Here is a 14877-nt window from a genome sequence, read left to right as displayed (position 1 = left end):
CATATTTGCAACATGAGTACGGATTTTAACGTATTTAAGCTGCAAAAAAGAAGGCGTATAGTTCTTTGCATAGTCAGCTAACCAATATTTTTTAATCCACCGGAATAAGGAGGAAGGCGCTATGACTCAACACCATATCGCAACCGAACACCAGCTGCCGTCCAGTATCCTCCACAACAGTACTGATGTCAGGCGCCAATACACCCGTGCAGCCGCGAAACAGGCCGCACAGGTAATCAGCCGGAAAATGAGTTCCTGGAGAAAGAAGGCAACATCCGCAACGCCGGAGATGCCCCAGATGATGCAGGGCGGACACTAAGCCCGCCCCTGTAAGGGAAGACAGATTCCATCAGCACCGGTGGCCCTGAGTAGTCAGGCCCACCGGTGTTTTCGTGTGCGGGCTCAGAATTCCCAGATAACTTTCCGTTTCTTGCCGAACCACTCATCCATTTTGCGGTTGTAGTAATCTTCGATGACGTTGCGCTTGATTTTCATGGTCGGCGTCAGCATTCCGTTTTCCATGGTCCATGGTTCCTTGACCACGACCACGAAGGCCAGTTTCTCATGGCCCTCGCACTCGCGATTGACCGCATCCAGCTCCGCCGCCAGCTCCTGCTCCAGCTGTTCGCGACTGCCACCGGCCTCCAGCTCATCCCGCGCCTCCTCCGATAACAGCACCATCAGGCACGGCTGGGGCTGATTGGCGCCGGCCACACAAACCACTTCAGCTTTCGGGTGGTTGAAGCGGTTCTCAATCGGTACCGGTACCACGTACTTGCCTTTGGAGGTCTTGAACAGATCCTTCACGCGGCCGGTAATACGCAGGAAACCTTCACTGTCGATCTCACCCATGTCGCCGGTTTTCAGGAAGCCGTCGTCGGTGACATCTTCCCGGGTTTTTTCCTCATTCTTGTAATAGCCCAGCATTTGCCCGGGGCTTTTGACCTCAATTTCCTCACCCTCTGCCAGACGATGCTCCACGCCCGGATTGGTGACACCCACGGTACCGGGCTTCGCCGCGCTGGGACGATTGGCATGGGAATAACCGAAGTTCTCGGACATACCATACACTTCCAGCAACTCCAGGCCCAGATTGCGATACCACGCAACAATTTCGCTGGAAAGAGGCGCCGCGCCTGTCAGGGCTGCACGGCAATGATCAAGCCCCAGTTGCTTGAGCACCTTCTTTTTTACCAACCGGTTCAACAGCGGGATATTGAACAGCACTTTCTGCTTCTTGGGTGGCAGCTTGTTGTTGATACCCAGGTAGAATTTCATCCACAGCCGTGGCACCGAGAAAAACAGAGTCGGGCGGGCCCGCTGCAGGTCTTCCTGGAAAGTCTCCAGGGAGTTGGCGAAATACAGGTGGAAGCCGTAATACAGTGACTGGGTTTCCACCGCGGCACGCTCGGCGACATGGGCAAGCGGCAGATAGGAGAGCATGCGCTCATCCTGATTGACCGGGAAGATCTGCTGCAAACCATCCGCTACGGAGATCATGGTGCGGAAACTGTGCATCACACCTTTCGGGCGACCGGTACTGCCGGAGGTGTAAACAATGGTCGCCAGGTCGTCCGGATCAGGTAATTTGGGCTCGGCCGGCTGCTGGTCAGCAATGATATCGAGCCACTGAGGGGTATCGCTACGGGGCGACATCGGCAACGAAATAATCGGCAGGTCGTCGGGGATGTGCTCCTTGATGTCATTCCAGCCGTCCGCTTTGCCATCCAGCTTGCCCAGGAAAAGCAGCTTCGCTTCGCTGTGCTCGAGAACATAGGCGGCCGTATCGCCGTTCAACGTGGGATAGAGTGGAACTGACACGTGACCCGCTGCCCAGGTGGCCAGATCACAAAGAATCCAGTGTGCGCTGTTTTTTCCCAGAATTCCGATATTGCTGCGCTCAGGGATATCCAGGGAACCGAGGTGCGCTGCCATTCGGGAAACCTGATCTGCTGCCTGCCTCCAGGTAATGTCTTCGGTGGTTCCGTCGGCAAAAGGCTGGGTCAGGTAGACCTTATCGGGAGTGTGCTCTGCCCAATGATAAAGGCAATGGAGGGAGGTTTGCTTTGCACTGTCTACAGCCATTGACGGCTCCTTATTGTTATCGTCTGGACTCGCTTTATTTTTATCAGACTAAAGCATAGTACCTGTATTTTCGGTTTCCTCAAGCTCTCTGCACAGGAGGCCTTAAGCACGGCAAATGCGACAGACAACACGTTTTCATTCGTGACATTGATCATGAATAGTCTAGAGTGTTGGGGTCAGCGTAAAGACAACAACAAAAAAGATCACACTGGAGGTGCATGTGAGAACAACTACCCGCTCATCTTTGATTTTCCCGGCCTGGGCCCTTATCTGCGCCGGTGCGGTTGCATTTCTGTATTGCGCGTCAGCAGGCCTGCTGATCGCCTGAGTGGCGCCCCCGGACAGCGTCCGGGTCTTCCGCCAGGCAGGTATGCAGCGTACCCTCCTTCATCTCGCCGGATAACACGGTCAACGAGGAAGGGTTTCGCTCATGCAAGATTTCATTCTGTACCACTACGCCATGTCGCCTTTTTCCGAGAAAATCCGGTTGATGCTTGGCTATGCCGATCTTTCGTGGCAGTCAGTTACCGTGAAAGAGATGCCGCCAAGGCCGGAGCTCTCGATACTTGCCGGTGGCTACCGAAAAGTCCCCGTGGCCCAGAGTGGCGCCGATATATTTTGCGACAGCCGTACCATAGCGGACCACATTGCCCGCCTGAGCGGCAGAAAGGAACTGAGCCTGGCCGGTCAGCCGCAGGAAGTCATCGATTTTGTGCGCAGCACTGATCTGGACATATTCCTGGCCTGCGTGATCGCAGCCAGCGACGGCCGCATGCTGAAAAAGCTGGTCAGGGAAACGTCTCTTTTCCACGCTTTCCGCTTTCTCAAAGACCGCATCAACATGGGCAGAAAATCCCGGCTCAAGGCTCTGCGTGGCCCTCAGGCCAAGCAAAAGGTCATCTCCCATATCGGCACCATGGAAGCCATGCTGGACCAGGACTTCCTGTTCGGGAGTAAACCCTGTGTCGCGGACTTTTCCGCCTACCATGGTCTCTGGTTTGTGTGCGATCTGGCGGGCAAGCCCTGGCTGAGGAATTTTCCTAAAGTAAACGTCTGGATGGGGCGAATGAGGGCCTTCGGCCATGGCGAATTCCGCGAAATCACCGCTGATCAGGGCCTGGACATTGCCCTGAACGCCATGCCACGGGCCATCGAGGCCACCAGTGACGAACCGCTGACAGGAAGGAATGTGGAAATCGCACCGGACGATTACGGGCGCGACCCGGTCATCGGCAAACTGGTGTATGCAGATGACCGGACACTGGTCCTGGGACGCTCCCATCAACGGGTGGGCCAGGTGCATGTGCACTTTCCGCGCCAGGGCTACGCCGTGAAACCGGCCTGACCCCCGGCGCCAGGCTGACAGGCGTCACGATTGCTTGGGGATTAATACCAGGTGATTGGGCAATTCATTTTTCTCATGGGTAGCGGGCACCTGTTCCCTGAGGTGCTGACCGCAGCTTTTAATACACTCCAGAAAGCCGGTCAGGGTCTCGCCACTGCGCACCCGTTCGGTAAAGGTTTTGACAATACCTTCCCAGACGTCATCACCAATCCGTGAAGAGATCCCCTGGTCCACGAGAATTTCCACATAGTGCTCGGCCTCAGAGACGAAAACCAGCATGCCCACACCGCCCTCGGTGTGATGCAGATTCTGCTCCAGAAACTGCCGCCGGGCCATATTGGATGCCCGCCAGAAACGGACAGGGCGCGGAATCAGACGATGCCCTACCCCCGGAAACTGGAGCAGGAGGCAAAGCACAATAAACGTCGCCCATTGCACCATCAGCAGCCAGTCCGCACCCAGGGAGCCGGTGAAGTAGTTGATGGTGCCAGGAATCAGCAGCGCAATGATCCCCGCCCAAAGCAGGGGTATGTAGGAGTAATTATCGGAAGCATCGGCCAGCACGGTCACCAGTTCCGCGTCGGTCTCCCGTTCAACCTCAGAGATGGCCGAAGCCACCTGTTGCTGTTCCTTGTTTGTTAATAGCGTCATGTCAGTTCCGATATTGCTGAATCAGGGGTTCCGTATTAGTGGACCTTGGGGTAGATAAAGGGTTACCAGCCGCCGGAGGCTCCACCACCGCCAAAGCCGCCGCCTCCGCCGCCGAAGCCACCGCCTCCAAGGCCACCACCGCGGCCACCACCAAGCCCTCCGAGGAGAGCGCCTGCCAGTATGGCACTTCGGCCGCGCCGGCCACTCCCGAAAAACGCCAGCAGGATAATAATGAAAAACAGGATGCCGAGGGCGGGATGGGGTTTGTCGCCTTCGCCGCGAGCTTCCCGTGAATCAGGCACTGCCAGGGGTTCTCCACCGAGTACCTGGACCATAGCGGCAGCACCATTGGCTATACCAGTGGCAAAATCGCCTTCCTGGAAGGCCGGGCTGATGATCTGGTTGATAATGGTCGCGGAGGCGGCGTCGGTAAGGCGCCCTTCCATTCCGTATCCCACCTCGATACGAATTCGTCGCTCGTCTTCAGCGACAATCAGCAGGGCGCCATTATCCTCGCCTTCCTGGCCGATACCCCAGTGCCGGCCCAGCCGGTAGCCGTAGTCTTCGATGGCATAACCCTGCAGGTCAGGAAGCGTTACCACCACAACCTGCTCGGTGGTTGCCTGCTCGTGGGCTTCCAGCATCTGACCGAGGTTGGCCTCAAGGTTCTCGGGAAGCATGTCGGCGCGATCGACCACGCGGCCCGTCAACTCGGGAAAATCCGGGGCAGACTGGGCCATTGCGACCTGGCCAGAAAGGACCAGGACCAGCAATACGGTTATCCGGCTCAACAGTACCGGCATCAGAATTCCACCTGAGGTGCGTCTTCCGCGTTCGGGGCTGTTGCCTCAAAATTGGCCCTCAACTCCATATCGCTGTAGAGGAAGCTGTGCCAAAGCCGGCCAGGGAAGGTGCGAATCTCGGTATTGTAGCGCTCGACCGCCTGGATAAAGTCCCGCCGGGCCACCGCAATGCGGTTTTCAGTGCCTTCCAGCTGAGACTGCAGCGCCAGGAAGTTCTGGTTCGACTTCAGATCAGGATAGCGCTCGGATACCGCCATCAGCCGGCTTAGGGCACTGCTCAATTCGCCCTGGGCCTGCTGGAACTGCTGGAGCTTTTCAGGATTGTTGAGAATACTTTCATCCACCTGGATCGATGAGGCCTTCGATCGGGCCTCAATCACCGCCGTCAGGGTTTCCTGCTCCTGCTTGGCGAAACCCTTGACGGTTTCAACCAGGTTGGGGACCAGGTCGGCCCGCCGCTGATACTGGTTTTCTACCTGCGACCAGGCGGCCTTTACCTGCTCATCGTAGGTGGGGATGTTGTTTATGCCGCACCCGGTCAGGAACAGGGCCAACAATGCCATGGCCGCCAAACGGAAGCTGAATCGGCCTGGCGTGGCCGTGGCCGTGCTCGTGTATTGCATAACGTATCGGTTCCTTGATGATTAACGGGCCAGTTGCCTGAGGCCATTGACACTAACATACTTCTACTCTTGCATCTGTTCGCTATGCCACCTTGGATACTGTATACATATACAGACCTCTTCGTTATACTCGCCTCGACTCAATGAACCCCACCAGACACGACAACGTGCGGGAACACACTGGAGAACATCATGGCCGTACAAGCGCTGTATTATTCGGAGAGGGACGGACTGGAGATGGCACTGAAACATCCTGACACAATGCTCTTCTCATCCAAAGCCGAAGCCGACGCCCGGGACAAGATACTGGAACTGGCAGAGGAAATTACCCAGTTTCTTCAGGCGCGGGTTGAAGGTATGGATGAGGCCATGGCTGAAAAGGCGGCGCTGGCCATTGCCGAAGAAAAAGATCTGTTCGGCAGGGCCCTCAAGAAACCCTCCCTGTTGAACGAGCAGACCCAGCCGGCTTCCGACTGAGCTCTCTGCCCGGCCGCTCAGCGGCGGAAACGTGTTTCCAGCACTACCGCTGAGTTGGTCCGCTCCACACCTTCCAGATTACCTATCTCATCGAGTACCGCACTGAGCTCCTCCAGCGACTGCGCCTGGACAATGGCGATCAGGTCGTACTCGCCGCTCACCGAATACAGCTGCGACACCTGACTGATCCGCTCAAGGGCGGTATTGGTCCGTGCTGTCAGCTTCTGAAAAACCTTGACCGACACATGCGCCTCCACCTGACTGGTCGAGAACTCGCCACCCAGTTGAACGGAATAGCCGCGAATCACACCACTGGCTTCGAGCTTCGCTATGCGATTCTGCACGGTTGAGCGCGAGACATTGAGGGCACGGGCCAGGTCGGAAATGCTGGAGCGGGCATTCTGGCGGAGCCGCAAAAGCAACTCCTGATCCTGTTTACCAAGCATATTGCCAAGCCCTTACGTTATTTTGTACCGACAACATATCATTCTGGGTATTCTGAAACTACAAACTGACACCTGCCTTCATCATACTGGCCCTGTTAATGGTCACCAGAAAAGAGCCAAAAATAGATGAGGATGTCACCATGATTATTCGCCCGGTTGCCATGACCGATCTTCCCGCCTTGCAGCAGATAGCTCTGGAATCCGGGCCCGGTTTTACTTCGCTGGTGAACGATGTTGATTTTCTGGCCGGCAGGATCCATCGCTCCATGGCAAGCTTCGGGGGCGCCGTGAATTCCCCGGGTGACGAAGGCTACCTGTTTGTGCTGGAAGATTGCGAAACCGGCGAGATCATGGGAACGACCGGTATCGAAGCCTCGATGGGCAATCGGCGGCCGCTGTATCATTATCACCGCGGCCTGGTGGTTCATCATTCACCGGAACTGAATCTGCACCGGCGAATGGAAGTCCTGAACCTGTGTAGCCACTACGGCGGTTGCAGTGAAATCTGCACGCTGTTCCTGCGGCCGAAATTTCGCCGGGCGCAAGCCGGCAAGCTGCTGTCACGGGTCCGTTTCCTGTTCATGGCGCAACACCCCCAACGATTTGCAGAGACAGTCATCGCGGAAATGCGTGGCGTGTCGGACGAAAACGGACAGTCCCCGTTCTGGAACTGGCTGCGCACGCATTTCGTGGACCTTGATTTTGACACCGTGACGCGCATGGTCGGTACCGGAGACAATGGCTTTGTAGCAGACCTGATGCCCCGGCACCCCCTCTATACCCAACTGATGGACGAAAGTGCCCGTGCGGTTATCGGTCAGGTGCACAACAACACCCGCCCGGCCCTGAACATGCTCGAGGCCGAAGGCTTCCGCCACACCGGTTACATTGACCCGTTTGATGGTGGGCCTACGGTCGAGGCCAGCCTGGCTGACATCCGCACCGTCTCGACCTCCATCGGATGCCGGGTTCAGGTTGTTGATGATGTCCAACCGGCGCTGGAGAAATGGAACAGCGGCGGCAAGGGACGAACGTTGATCCTGACCAATACAGCAACAGCGGATTTCCGCGCCACCGTCACCAGTGCCGCCAGATATCTGCCCGCACACAACCTGCTGCAGGTGCCGACAGCACTGGCAAACGCACTGCAACTGGGTAACGATGGACATGCCCGATTTACGGAACTGGCAAGCACAAGCGCAGGCAGGCAACCCGCGACCATTCCAATGAACCAGAAAAAGGAGGCGCTCCATGCACACCGATAGAGACACATTGTTCAGTCATCTTTGGGACAACTATTGTGAGGTGACCCCGTCTGCCGAGCACCTACACCGGTTGCTGGATGATACCCAGGGCGGCGAGATTGTGAACGACCACATCGCCCTGCGCACCTTCAACCTCGAAAAGGTCAGACTGGACAGGCTGGCAGCTCACTTTCTGGCTCTGGGCTACCAGGAAGGCGGTGACTACCATTTTGAAGCGAAGAAGCTCTACGCCAGGCATTATGAACACCCCGACCCGTCCGCCCCCAAAGTCTTTATTTCCGAGCTGCTGGTCGAACAATGCTCCGAGCCGGCGCAGGCTATTATTCACCAGCTGGTGAGCCAGATGGATCCGGCCGCGGTGACGGCCGACAACTTCCTGTATTCCGGGCGCCACTGGGACATCGACTATCCCACCTACCAGGCTCTGCTGGAAGAAAGCGAGTACGCTGCCTGGGTGGCCGCCTGGGGCTTCCGCGCCAACCATTTCACGGTGAGTATCAATGCGCTCAGCCGCTTCAGGACAGTGGCTGAGATAAACCAGGTGCTGAAAGACCATGGGTACCGGGTAAACAGCTCCGGCGGGGAAATCAAGGGCTCGCCCGAAGAACTGCTTGAGCAGTCTTCCACCATGGCGGACCGTGCCGAGGTACACTTTTCCGACCAGACGGTGGCCATACCTAGCTGCTTCTATGAGTTTGCGCTCCGCTACCCGAAGCCTGACGGCCAGCTTTACAGCGGATTTGTTGCCGCTTCAGCGGACAAAATCTTTGAGAGTACCGACAGCCGCTAACCGGTCATTAGGTGGTAACCAGCTCTTCGCAGATAACCTCCAGGCAGGCCGGGCGGCACTTTGCGTCCAGCGGCGTCTTCCCGGCAATCTCCCCGTCCATGGTAATGGTTTTCGGGGAGCGGGTGATGACTCTGACCTCGGGGCTTTTAAGGTGCACCACCGTGCTGGTGCGCTTCGGTGAGCTCCTGCTCAGACGGACCGTGATAAAGGTCAGCAGAAGCTGGAACATCGAACGCGGGCGAACCGCGATCACATCCAGTTGCCCATCACCGGCTGATGCCTCGGGAATCTCGTTCCCCCCGCCGAAAAAGGCACCGGACGAGACGGCAATGGTGAGCCAGCGCCCGGTCACATTGCCGGCTCGTGTTTCAATCCGGCCATGAAACCCGCGATAAGCCGACAGTTTCTGCAGCAAAGCCGCAACATAACTGAAGCGACCGAGAAACCGCTTGGCTTCTCCCGAGGGCTCCCGCACGGGAAGTGTTCCCAGGCCAATATGAGCAACGTTCAGAAACATCCCCTGGCGGGCAACGGCAACGTCTACCTTGCGGGTTCGGCCCGCGGAAACCAGGTCACAGATCTTGCGGGGGTCCTCCGGAAGCCCTAGATTGCGGGCAAAATCGTTGGCTGTGCCGGATGGAAGTACTGCAAGGGTCGCTCCCGACTCCAGGCACAGGGCTGCCGCAGCATTCACCGAACCATCCCCTCCAGCCGCCAACAGGATGTCCCGGGCAGCAATCTCGCCTGTCCAGCCGGTATCGGCGAGACTGCAATCCCGTATACCGGAAATACCGGCCGCCTCCAGATGCTTGCGCCAGAAATCGGCGCCGCGACTGCCCTCTTCCCCTGCCTTGGGGTTTGCCATCAACCAATAGACCATGACATTCCTATGCTTCCTGAGCCACTATTCGAATTCGGGCGTAGCTATTACCATCGTGCTTACGATCGAGAGTACCTACGTATAAATTATAAACCGCCAGCGCGCCATCAACATGGTTAACGTTTAATCTGGCGGCAACACCTTGATCAAAACAAAATCGGGGCAATAGGGAGGTTCATTCTGGAGGATGTTAACGTAGTCTTGCTGGGAGCCACGGCCAGCCTGCTGGCTGGCCTGGGGACCGGCGTCGGCGCACTCGGCGTGTTTCTGGTGAGAAAACTCACACCACAATTGCAGGACGGCATGCTCAGCGCTGCCGCCGGCGTCATGTTGGCAGCGTCGTTCTTTTCGCTGCTGTTACCCGGCATCAGATACGGGGAGGAACTTACCGGCGCTACGTGGAGTGCGTCACTGATGGTTATTGCAGGCCTGCTCATGGGGGCGGGGCTACTATTCAGCATTCACCAGCGGCTGCCTCACGAACACTTCACCCTGGGGCGCGAGGGCCCGGACAGCGCCCGAATACGCCGCATCTGGCTGTTTATCATTGCCATAGCCCTGCACAACTTTCCCGAGGGCATGGCAGTCGGTGTGGGCTTCGCCGGGGGCGATATTGGCAATGGTACTGCCCTTGCCATCGGCATCGGATTACAGAATATTCCCGAGGGTTTGGCAGTGGCGGTGTCGTTACTGGCCATTGAACACTCGCGGACCAAATCCTTCTTTATCGCCGTATTGACCGGCCTGCTGGAGCCTATTGGCGGTCTTTTCGGCAGCGCCATGGTGTGGCTTGCCGAACCCATAATGCCCTGGACCCTGGGGTTTGCTGCCGGTGCCATGCTGTTCATTATCAGCGACGAGATTATTCCCGAGACCCATCGCGGCCAGTTCAAGACCCTGGCCACGTTTTCCCTGCTGGGCGGCTTTGTGGTGATGATGTTCCTGGACGCAACACTCGGTTAGCCCGGGAACAGAACCTTTATCATCCCGATACTGCTGACAATCAGCAGTACCACTCCGAGCATCCGGAAAAACACCGGGGTCTCTGCCCTGAGCATGCGGTCGTGAACATAAAGGCCAATAACGTGTCCCACTGCCGCGCAGGGCAGCAGCCAGAGGTGGTGGATCAGCTGAAGGTCCACGCCTACCCAGATAAAGGCCGCCATCTTGATCACCACGAGAATGAACCAGAGCGCGAACAGGGTGTCCCGCAATCGCTCCTTTGGCAGATGCTGCGCGACCACGGCAATAATCAGCGGTGCCCCGATCAACGAAGTGCCACTGACATACCCGCCCACCATCAGGAAAACCGTGTCGACGGTGCGACTGCCGCTGCGAAATGGCCGGTCAAGGATGTAGGAGACGGAATAAAGCGCGACGATGGCAAAGATAATGGTACTCATGACGTCTGATGGCAGGGTGATAAGCCCGAATACGCCGATCAGTTTTGGCACAATCATGATGCCCAGAATCCGCCAGAGGTAACGCCAGTCCACAGTCCCCTCCGAGATGCGCCCCTGATCGTCCGTTCTTGACGACTTGCGGTTGTTCATCCAGATGGTGAGCGATGAAAACACCAGCAGGTGCACGGCAATGATTGGCAGGAACACCAGCGGCTGGTCCAGTACCAGCAGCAGAAACGGCAATGACAGTACCGCCCCGCCAAATCCGAGGCCGGAACGAACGAAGCCGCTCCAGACAAAGATCAGGCCAACCAGGACATACTGGTACAGCGCCAGCTCAGACATAGCGATACTCAGGTTGCGGCAAACAGGTTCGCGAATGCGAAGGGGTACGAGGATACCTGTCACCCACCCATTACTTCCAGTAACAAAGGGGTACTTTTCTACAACGGAAGATCTGCCGGATACCGCCTAATTTTTAAACAACGCTGCCGGCGTCTTGCTGCCGGAGGCGTGTGACAAAAACAACAACCACGCAGGGAAGGTGGCTCCCCTGCCTGCAGTAACGGGAGAACAACAATGTCAGCAGCGGTTGAACACCTGGACGAGCGGCTTCAGGACGGCAGTGAACTGCTTGAGGAAATCATGCCCTCGGCCATCACCCTGGCCATGATGCTGCGCCAGCGAACCATGGCCTCCTGGCTGCGCACAGAATTTGACGGCTATGGCGACCCCTCGTCATTACCACCCTACCGCCGCGACGTACCGGGCCACATCGTGGCCCGCTCGCCCCAGTACGGCTGGATTCCGGCACCGGTCGACGACAGGCAGAAGCGGGATTTCGGGCACCGTAATATGGCGGAGGGCATCAAATCCCTGGAGAAGACCTGCCTCAGCTGCAAAAAAGGCACCGGGAACCGGATAGTGTTCGATAAAGAGGAAATGGCCACCCTGCAGGGTCAGATCAACCTCACGGCAGAGCTGGCAATCACCGTCAGCAGGGACAGCTACTGCAGACTTCTGCGGGTTATCCGCAGCGCCCTGTACCTCTGGGCGCAGGCACTCATGGAAGTGGGCATTGGCGGCGACCACAACTCTTACAGCGAGGACGAGCGCAAGAAGGTCGCGCACCTCGACGATCCCGAACGTTTCTGGCGCCAGGCGCTGGAAAGCAACGCCGACCTGCCGATTCCGGACGTTCGGGAAGTGGGCTTCTTCGAACGCGTCTTCGGACGGGCCGGCTGAGTTTTCCTCAGCGATCGGTAAGCTTGATCTCGATACGGCGGTTCCGCTGTAAGGCTTCTGCGGAACTGCCCTCGGCAACCGGGAAGAACTCACCGAATCCGGCCGCTGCCATGCGGGTCTCGGGGACACCCTGCGAAGCGAGGTAGCGCACCACGGCCACCGCCCTGGCAGTGGACAGCTCCCAGTTGGATGGAAACTCTTCGGTGTTGATCGGAATGCGGTCGGTATGGCCATCGATCCGCAGAATCCAGTCAATATCATCCGGAATAGCCGAGGCAACATCCAGAAGCACGTCTGCCAGTTTATCCAGTTCCCGCTGGCCTTCCTGCCCCAGGCTCGCCGAGCCGGACGCAAACAGCAATTCGGAAGGCAACAGAAAACGGTCGCCGACAATGCGGATGTTCTCATTATCCTGAAGTATCTGCCGTAACCGGCCAAAGAACTCGGACTGATAGCGTTCCAGTTCATTGACCCGCTCTGCCAGTAGCCTGTTCAGCCGTTTACCCACTTCCTCCAGTTCCGCCTGCTTCTCGGCGGTCAGATCTTCCTGAAGTCGCAGCGCGGCGGCAATGCGGCTCAGCTGGTCCTGCAGGGCCGCAATCTGGTTTGACAGCTGCTGAATGATTGCCCGCTGGGAGGCAGTAAGCTGTTCTTCGTCCCCCAGTTCCGCCTCGGCGCTGGACACGGCCTGTTGCAGGTCTTCTACCCGCATGGCCTGGGCCTCGGCATTGTACTGCTGCGCCAGCCGTTGTGCCCGCTCCTCTTCCAGTTCCGCGCGAAGCGAATCATTCAGGGCCAGGCTCTCACTGTAACTGCTCTGGACAGCGGCCATCTCCTCTTCCAATGCATCTGTCTGTGCACGCTCCAGCCCCAGAAGCCGTGAAATCTCCTCCAGCTGGCTGTTCAGCCTGGCCAGTTCCGAATCACGATCCGACAGCACCTGGGAAAGATAAAGCTGGCTGACCACATAGATCAGCAGCATGAAGATAATCAGCATCAACAAGGCCGAAAGCGCGTCCACGTAGCCGGGCCATACGTTGATGTTGCTGCGGGTGCGACGTCTGGAGCCAATCATGGCGCCGGCCTGTTAGTGCTGTGCATCATCAACCCGATCCACCAGGTTGGTGACGCCAGTCAGCCACTCTTCCAGGCCGTCGTAAAAGCGGTTCTGGGCGTGCCCTGCCTGGATATCCAGAAAGCCGAGCACAAGCGAGCCACCCAGCCCCAAAAGTGATGAACTGAACGCCGTTCCCATACCCTCCAGCGGCTTCAGCAGCCCCGACTGGAGCCCGGCAAACACCTCACCGAAGTCTTCCTGCCCCATATCCAGGTTAACGATGACCTCGCCCACGGAATTAATGGTACCCAGCAAGCCCCAGAAGGTACCCAGCAGGCCCAGGAAAATCAGCAGGCTGATGAAATAGCGCGTAATTTCACGCTGCTCATCCATGCGACTGTGAATAGCATCCAGCACCGTGCGCAGAGACATGGTCGAGAGGGAGAACCGGTCCCGCTTGGAGTCGTCATCAAGCTGGCGTGCCAGAGGCTTCAGCAAGCGGGGCTCCTGTAACACCGAAAGCCCGGCATTACCGGTGCGGAACTGTGCAACCCAGCGCAATTCCGGGAACAACACGAACACCTGTCGGTAGGTAATGGCAATGCCGATTAGAAGCACACAGAGGATGAGCAGGTTAAAGACCCAGTTGGCCATGAACGCCGTCTGGAGCGGCTTGTAAATCAACGCACAAACCACACCGACCACGGCCAGGAACAGTGTCATCCAGAAAAGGGTATGCTTGGGATTGCTCATTAACACCACCGGTTTTATGGGGAAACACGGTAAAAGCTAGCACAAGCCCCGGCCCCCTGCTGAACTTTACCCGTCTTTGGCGGGTTAAGTATTTGTTAATCCGCTAACTTCAGCGCTGGTAACGGCTGACAATGCTGTCCAGAGCGCCACTCTCGCGGGCTTCATCTAGCCCCTGCTGCAGGTCTTCCACAACCCCGGGATCGGTTTCATTACTGACCGCCAGGTACATCGGTGTTTGCCGAAAGACCAGGACCGGCCTCAGACCGGTAATACCGTGGGCTTCTTCAGCCACCAGCGGACCCACCAGTCCATCGGTTACCCAGAGGTCCGCCTGACCCAGGGTCAGCCTGCGGGGATTCTGTTGACCGGACACTCCCATAATGACCTCGAAACCCTCGCCCACCAGGTAATCCGACATCACATCACCTTTATAGCCGGCAATTGTGTATTGCCTGGCCTCTTCCAGGGAGCTGATTTTGATATCGGAATCGGGTGCCGCAAACAGTGTCCATTTGATCGGTGCCAATGGTCCGACCCACTGGAACTGGTCTTCCCGTTCATCCGTCCGGGCAGTACAAAACAGGGCATGGTTCTCGCGGCCCTGCACCCGGTTATAGGCAAGGCTCCAGTCACGCATCTTCATGACATAGTCGTAGTCCACCCTGGCCATCATCTCTTTGACCATATCCGAACAGATCCCTGATATATCCCCGGCGTTATGGGCAAAGCCCTGACCGGTGGTTGACGCATTATAGGGAGGGTAGTTTTCGGTATAGATATACAGCTTGTCGCTGGCAACGGCTGGCGGCATCAGGGCCAGCAATAACAGGCCCTGGGCAACACGCTTGATCGACTTCAGGGGGGCCGGAACCTCGGGACCTGATTTGACTGTCATTGCTTTATCCTCGTAGCGATGGATCGTGGTTGGTCATGGATGGATGCAAAGACCCTTTTCTGGCACTTTTGGCCAATCTGTATGAGCGAATACGCCAATACGACCATCATTGCGACTTTGATGCAAAATTTCAGTGACAAAACGTATCCTTGTTGTACG

18 protein-coding genes are annotated in these 14877 nt (G+C 57.3%); 7 read left to right on the top strand and 11 right to left on the bottom strand.

What is annotated here, in order from left to right; translation table 11 throughout:
- Window positions 1-121: 121 nt before the first annotated feature.
- Window positions 122-319 (top strand): hypothetical protein, encoded by a 198-nt coding sequence (locus tag DIT71_RS14250; RefSeq protein WP_114613887.1) that lies wholly within the window; start codon window positions 122-124, stop codon window positions 317-319.
- Between the two features lie 83 nt (window positions 320-402).
- Here the strand turns inward: DIT71_RS14250 and DIT71_RS14245 are convergent, their stop codons facing one another.
- Both DIT71_RS14245 and DIT71_RS18425 read right to left on the bottom strand, forming a co-directional pair.
- Entirely contained in the window at window positions 403-2085 is a 1683-nt protein-coding gene (locus DIT71_RS14245; protein ID WP_114613886.1) for an AMP-binding protein, read from the bottom strand.
- A gap of 304 nt (window positions 2086-2389) precedes the next feature.
- Window positions 2390-2521, bottom strand: a complete 132-nt coding sequence (locus DIT71_RS18425; protein WP_264756336.1) for a hypothetical protein — start codon at window positions 2519-2521, stop codon at window positions 2390-2392.
- Here DIT71_RS18425 and DIT71_RS14240 point away from each other — a divergent pair.
- Window positions 2516-3430, top strand: coding sequence for a glutathione S-transferase family protein (locus tag DIT71_RS14240; protein WP_114613885.1), 915 nt, complete (start codon window positions 2516-2518; stop codon window positions 3428-3430). The two genes, DIT71_RS18425 and DIT71_RS14240, sit on opposite strands and share 6 nt — an antisense overlap.
- A 24-nt stretch (window positions 3431-3454) precedes the next feature.
- Here the strand turns inward: DIT71_RS14240 and DIT71_RS14235 are convergent, their stop codons facing one another.
- From DIT71_RS14235 to DIT71_RS14225, 3 genes are all read right to left on the bottom strand, one after another.
- The gene (locus tag DIT71_RS14235; RefSeq protein WP_114613884.1) at window positions 3455-4081 is read right to left on the bottom strand and encodes a TPM domain-containing protein; all 627 of its coding nucleotides are present in this window, start codon (window positions 4079-4081) and stop codon (window positions 3455-3457) included.
- Window positions 4082-4143: 62 nt separating this feature from the next.
- A complete protein-coding gene (locus DIT71_RS14230) occupies window positions 4144-4884 on the bottom strand; it encodes a TPM domain-containing protein (protein ID WP_114613883.1) in 741 nt (246 codons plus the stop codon).
- The gene (locus DIT71_RS14225) at window positions 4884-5447 is read right to left on the bottom strand and encodes a LemA family protein (protein WP_199491032.1); all 564 of its coding nucleotides are present in this window, start codon (window positions 5445-5447) and stop codon (window positions 4884-4886) included. The genes DIT71_RS14230 and DIT71_RS14225 overlap by 1 nt, the downstream gene beginning before the upstream one ends.
- A 252-nt stretch (window positions 5448-5699) precedes the next feature.
- Here DIT71_RS14225 and DIT71_RS14220 point away from each other — a divergent pair, with 252 nt between their 5' ends.
- The gene (locus DIT71_RS14220) at window positions 5700-5984 is read left to right on the top strand and encodes a YebG family protein (RefSeq protein ID WP_114613881.1); all 285 of its coding nucleotides are present in this window, start codon (window positions 5700-5702) and stop codon (window positions 5982-5984) included.
- Between the two features lie 17 nt (window positions 5985-6001).
- Here DIT71_RS14220 and DIT71_RS14215 read toward each other — a convergent pair whose 3' ends face one another.
- The gene (locus DIT71_RS14215) at window positions 6002-6430 is read right to left on the bottom strand and encodes an Lrp/AsnC family transcriptional regulator (RefSeq protein WP_114613880.1); all 429 of its coding nucleotides are present in this window, start codon (window positions 6428-6430) and stop codon (window positions 6002-6004) included.
- 140 nt (window positions 6431-6570) lie between these two features.
- On the opposite strand from DIT71_RS14215, the gene DIT71_RS14210 reads away from it, so the two are divergent.
- On the top strand, window positions 6571-7695 hold the full coding sequence (locus DIT71_RS14210; RefSeq protein WP_114614081.1) for an arginine N-succinyltransferase: 1125 nt from the start codon (window positions 6571-6573) through the stop codon (window positions 7693-7695).
- Window positions 7682-8485: a DUF1338 domain-containing protein gene (locus DIT71_RS14205; protein ID WP_114613879.1), complete on the top strand. Its 804-nt coding sequence runs from the start codon at window positions 7682-7684 to the stop codon at window positions 8483-8485. The genes DIT71_RS14210 and DIT71_RS14205 overlap by 14 nt, the downstream gene beginning before the upstream one ends.
- A 7-nt stretch (window positions 8486-8492) precedes the next feature.
- Here the strand turns inward: DIT71_RS14205 and DIT71_RS14200 are convergent, their stop codons facing one another.
- Window positions 8493-9365 carry a diacylglycerol/lipid kinase family protein gene (locus DIT71_RS14200; protein ID WP_114613878.1) on the bottom strand — a complete coding sequence of 291 codons (873 nt, stop codon included), beginning with the start codon at window positions 9363-9365 and terminating at the stop codon, window positions 8493-8495.
- 201 nt (window positions 9366-9566) lie between these two features.
- Between DIT71_RS14200 and DIT71_RS14195 the strand changes: the two genes are divergently transcribed.
- On the top strand, window positions 9567-10328 hold the full coding sequence (locus tag DIT71_RS14195) for a ZIP family metal transporter (protein ID WP_227538141.1): 762 nt from the start codon (window positions 9567-9569) through the stop codon (window positions 10326-10328).
- Here the strand turns inward: DIT71_RS14195 and DIT71_RS14190 are convergent.
- On the bottom strand, window positions 10325-11113 hold the full coding sequence (locus DIT71_RS14190; protein ID WP_114613876.1) for a sulfite exporter TauE/SafE family protein: 789 nt from the start codon (window positions 11111-11113) through the stop codon (window positions 10325-10327). The two genes, DIT71_RS14195 and DIT71_RS14190, sit on opposite strands and share 4 nt — an antisense overlap.
- A 234-nt stretch (window positions 11114-11347) precedes the next feature.
- Here DIT71_RS14190 and DIT71_RS14185 point away from each other — a divergent pair, with 234 nt between their 5' ends.
- Window positions 11348-12013 (top strand): AbiTii domain-containing protein, encoded by a 666-nt coding sequence (locus DIT71_RS14185; RefSeq protein ID WP_114613875.1) that lies wholly within the window; start codon window positions 11348-11350, stop codon window positions 12011-12013.
- A 7-nt stretch (window positions 12014-12020) separates the two neighbouring features.
- Here the strand turns inward: DIT71_RS14185 and DIT71_RS14180 are convergent, their stop codons facing one another.
- The 3 genes from DIT71_RS14180 to DIT71_RS14170 form a co-directional block, all read right to left on the bottom strand.
- Window positions 12021-13088 (bottom strand): peptidoglycan -binding protein, encoded by a 1068-nt coding sequence (locus DIT71_RS14180; RefSeq protein ID WP_114613874.1) that lies wholly within the window; start codon window positions 13086-13088, stop codon window positions 12021-12023.
- A gap of 12 nt (window positions 13089-13100) precedes the next feature.
- Window positions 13101-13823: a MotA/TolQ/ExbB proton channel family protein gene (locus DIT71_RS14175; RefSeq protein WP_114613873.1), complete on the bottom strand. Its 723-nt coding sequence runs from the start codon at window positions 13821-13823 to the stop codon at window positions 13101-13103.
- A 109-nt stretch (window positions 13824-13932) separates the two neighbouring features.
- Complete coding sequence (locus tag DIT71_RS14170; RefSeq protein ID WP_114613872.1) at window positions 13933-14718, bottom strand: substrate-binding periplasmic protein; 786 nt, start codon at window positions 14716-14718, stop codon at window positions 13933-13935.
- Window positions 14719-14877: the final 159 nt, after the last annotated feature.

It is taken from the genome of Marinobacter vulgaris (assembly GCF_003344045.1).
Taxonomy (GTDB): Bacteria; Pseudomonadota; Gammaproteobacteria; order Pseudomonadales; family Oleiphilaceae; genus Marinobacter; species Marinobacter vulgaris.
This window is presented reverse-complemented; position numbering and strand designations above follow the sequence as displayed.

Bases quoted from the DNA above. Each gene is read 5' to 3' on its own strand.
- DIT71_RS14250 (WP_114613887.1), top strand. From the start codon at position 122: ATGACTCAACACCATATCGCAACCGAACACCAGCTGCCGTCCAGTATC.
- DIT71_RS14245 (WP_114613886.1), bottom strand. From the start codon at position 2,085: ATGGCTGTAGACAGTGCAAAGCAAACCTCCCTCCATTGCCTTTATCAT.
- DIT71_RS14240 (WP_114613885.1), top strand. From the start codon at position 2,516: ATGCAAGATTTCATTCTGTACCACTACGCCATGTCGCCTTTTTCCGAG.
- DIT71_RS14235 (WP_114613884.1), bottom strand. From the start codon at position 4,081: ATGACGCTATTAACAAACAAGGAACAGCAACAGGTGGCTTCGGCCATC.
- DIT71_RS14230 (WP_114613883.1), bottom strand. From the start codon at position 4,884: ATGCCGGTACTGTTGAGCCGGATAACCGTATTGCTGGTCCTGGTCCTT.
- DIT71_RS14225 (WP_199491032.1), bottom strand. From the start codon at position 5,447: ATGGCATTGTTGGCCCTGTTCCTGACCGGGTGCGGCATAAACAACATC.
- DIT71_RS14220 (WP_114613881.1), top strand. From the start codon at position 5,700: ATGGCCGTACAAGCGCTGTATTATTCGGAGAGGGACGGACTGGAGATG.
- DIT71_RS14215 (WP_114613880.1), bottom strand. From the start codon at position 6,430: ATGCTTGGTAAACAGGATCAGGAGTTGCTTTTGCGGCTCCGCCAGAAT.
- DIT71_RS14210 (WP_114614081.1), top strand. From the start codon at position 6,571: ATGATTATTCGCCCGGTTGCCATGACCGATCTTCCCGCCTTGCAGCAG.
- DIT71_RS14205 (WP_114613879.1), top strand. From the start codon at position 7,682: ATGCACACCGATAGAGACACATTGTTCAGTCATCTTTGGGACAACTAT.
- DIT71_RS14200 (WP_114613878.1), bottom strand. From the start codon at position 9,365: ATGGTCTATTGGTTGATGGCAAACCCCAAGGCAGGGGAAGAGGGCAGT.
- DIT71_RS14190 (WP_114613876.1), bottom strand. From the start codon at position 11,113: ATGTCTGAGCTGGCGCTGTACCAGTATGTCCTGGTTGGCCTGATCTTT.
- DIT71_RS14185 (WP_114613875.1), top strand. From the start codon at position 11,348: ATGTCAGCAGCGGTTGAACACCTGGACGAGCGGCTTCAGGACGGCAGT.
- DIT71_RS14180 (WP_114613874.1), bottom strand. From the start codon at position 13,088: ATGATTGGCTCCAGACGTCGCACCCGCAGCAACATCAACGTATGGCCC.
- DIT71_RS14175 (WP_114613873.1), bottom strand. From the start codon at position 13,823: ATGAGCAATCCCAAGCATACCCTTTTCTGGATGACACTGTTCCTGGCC.
- DIT71_RS14170 (WP_114613872.1), bottom strand. From the start codon at position 14,718: ATGACAGTCAAATCAGGTCCCGAGGTTCCGGCCCCCCTGAAGTCGATC.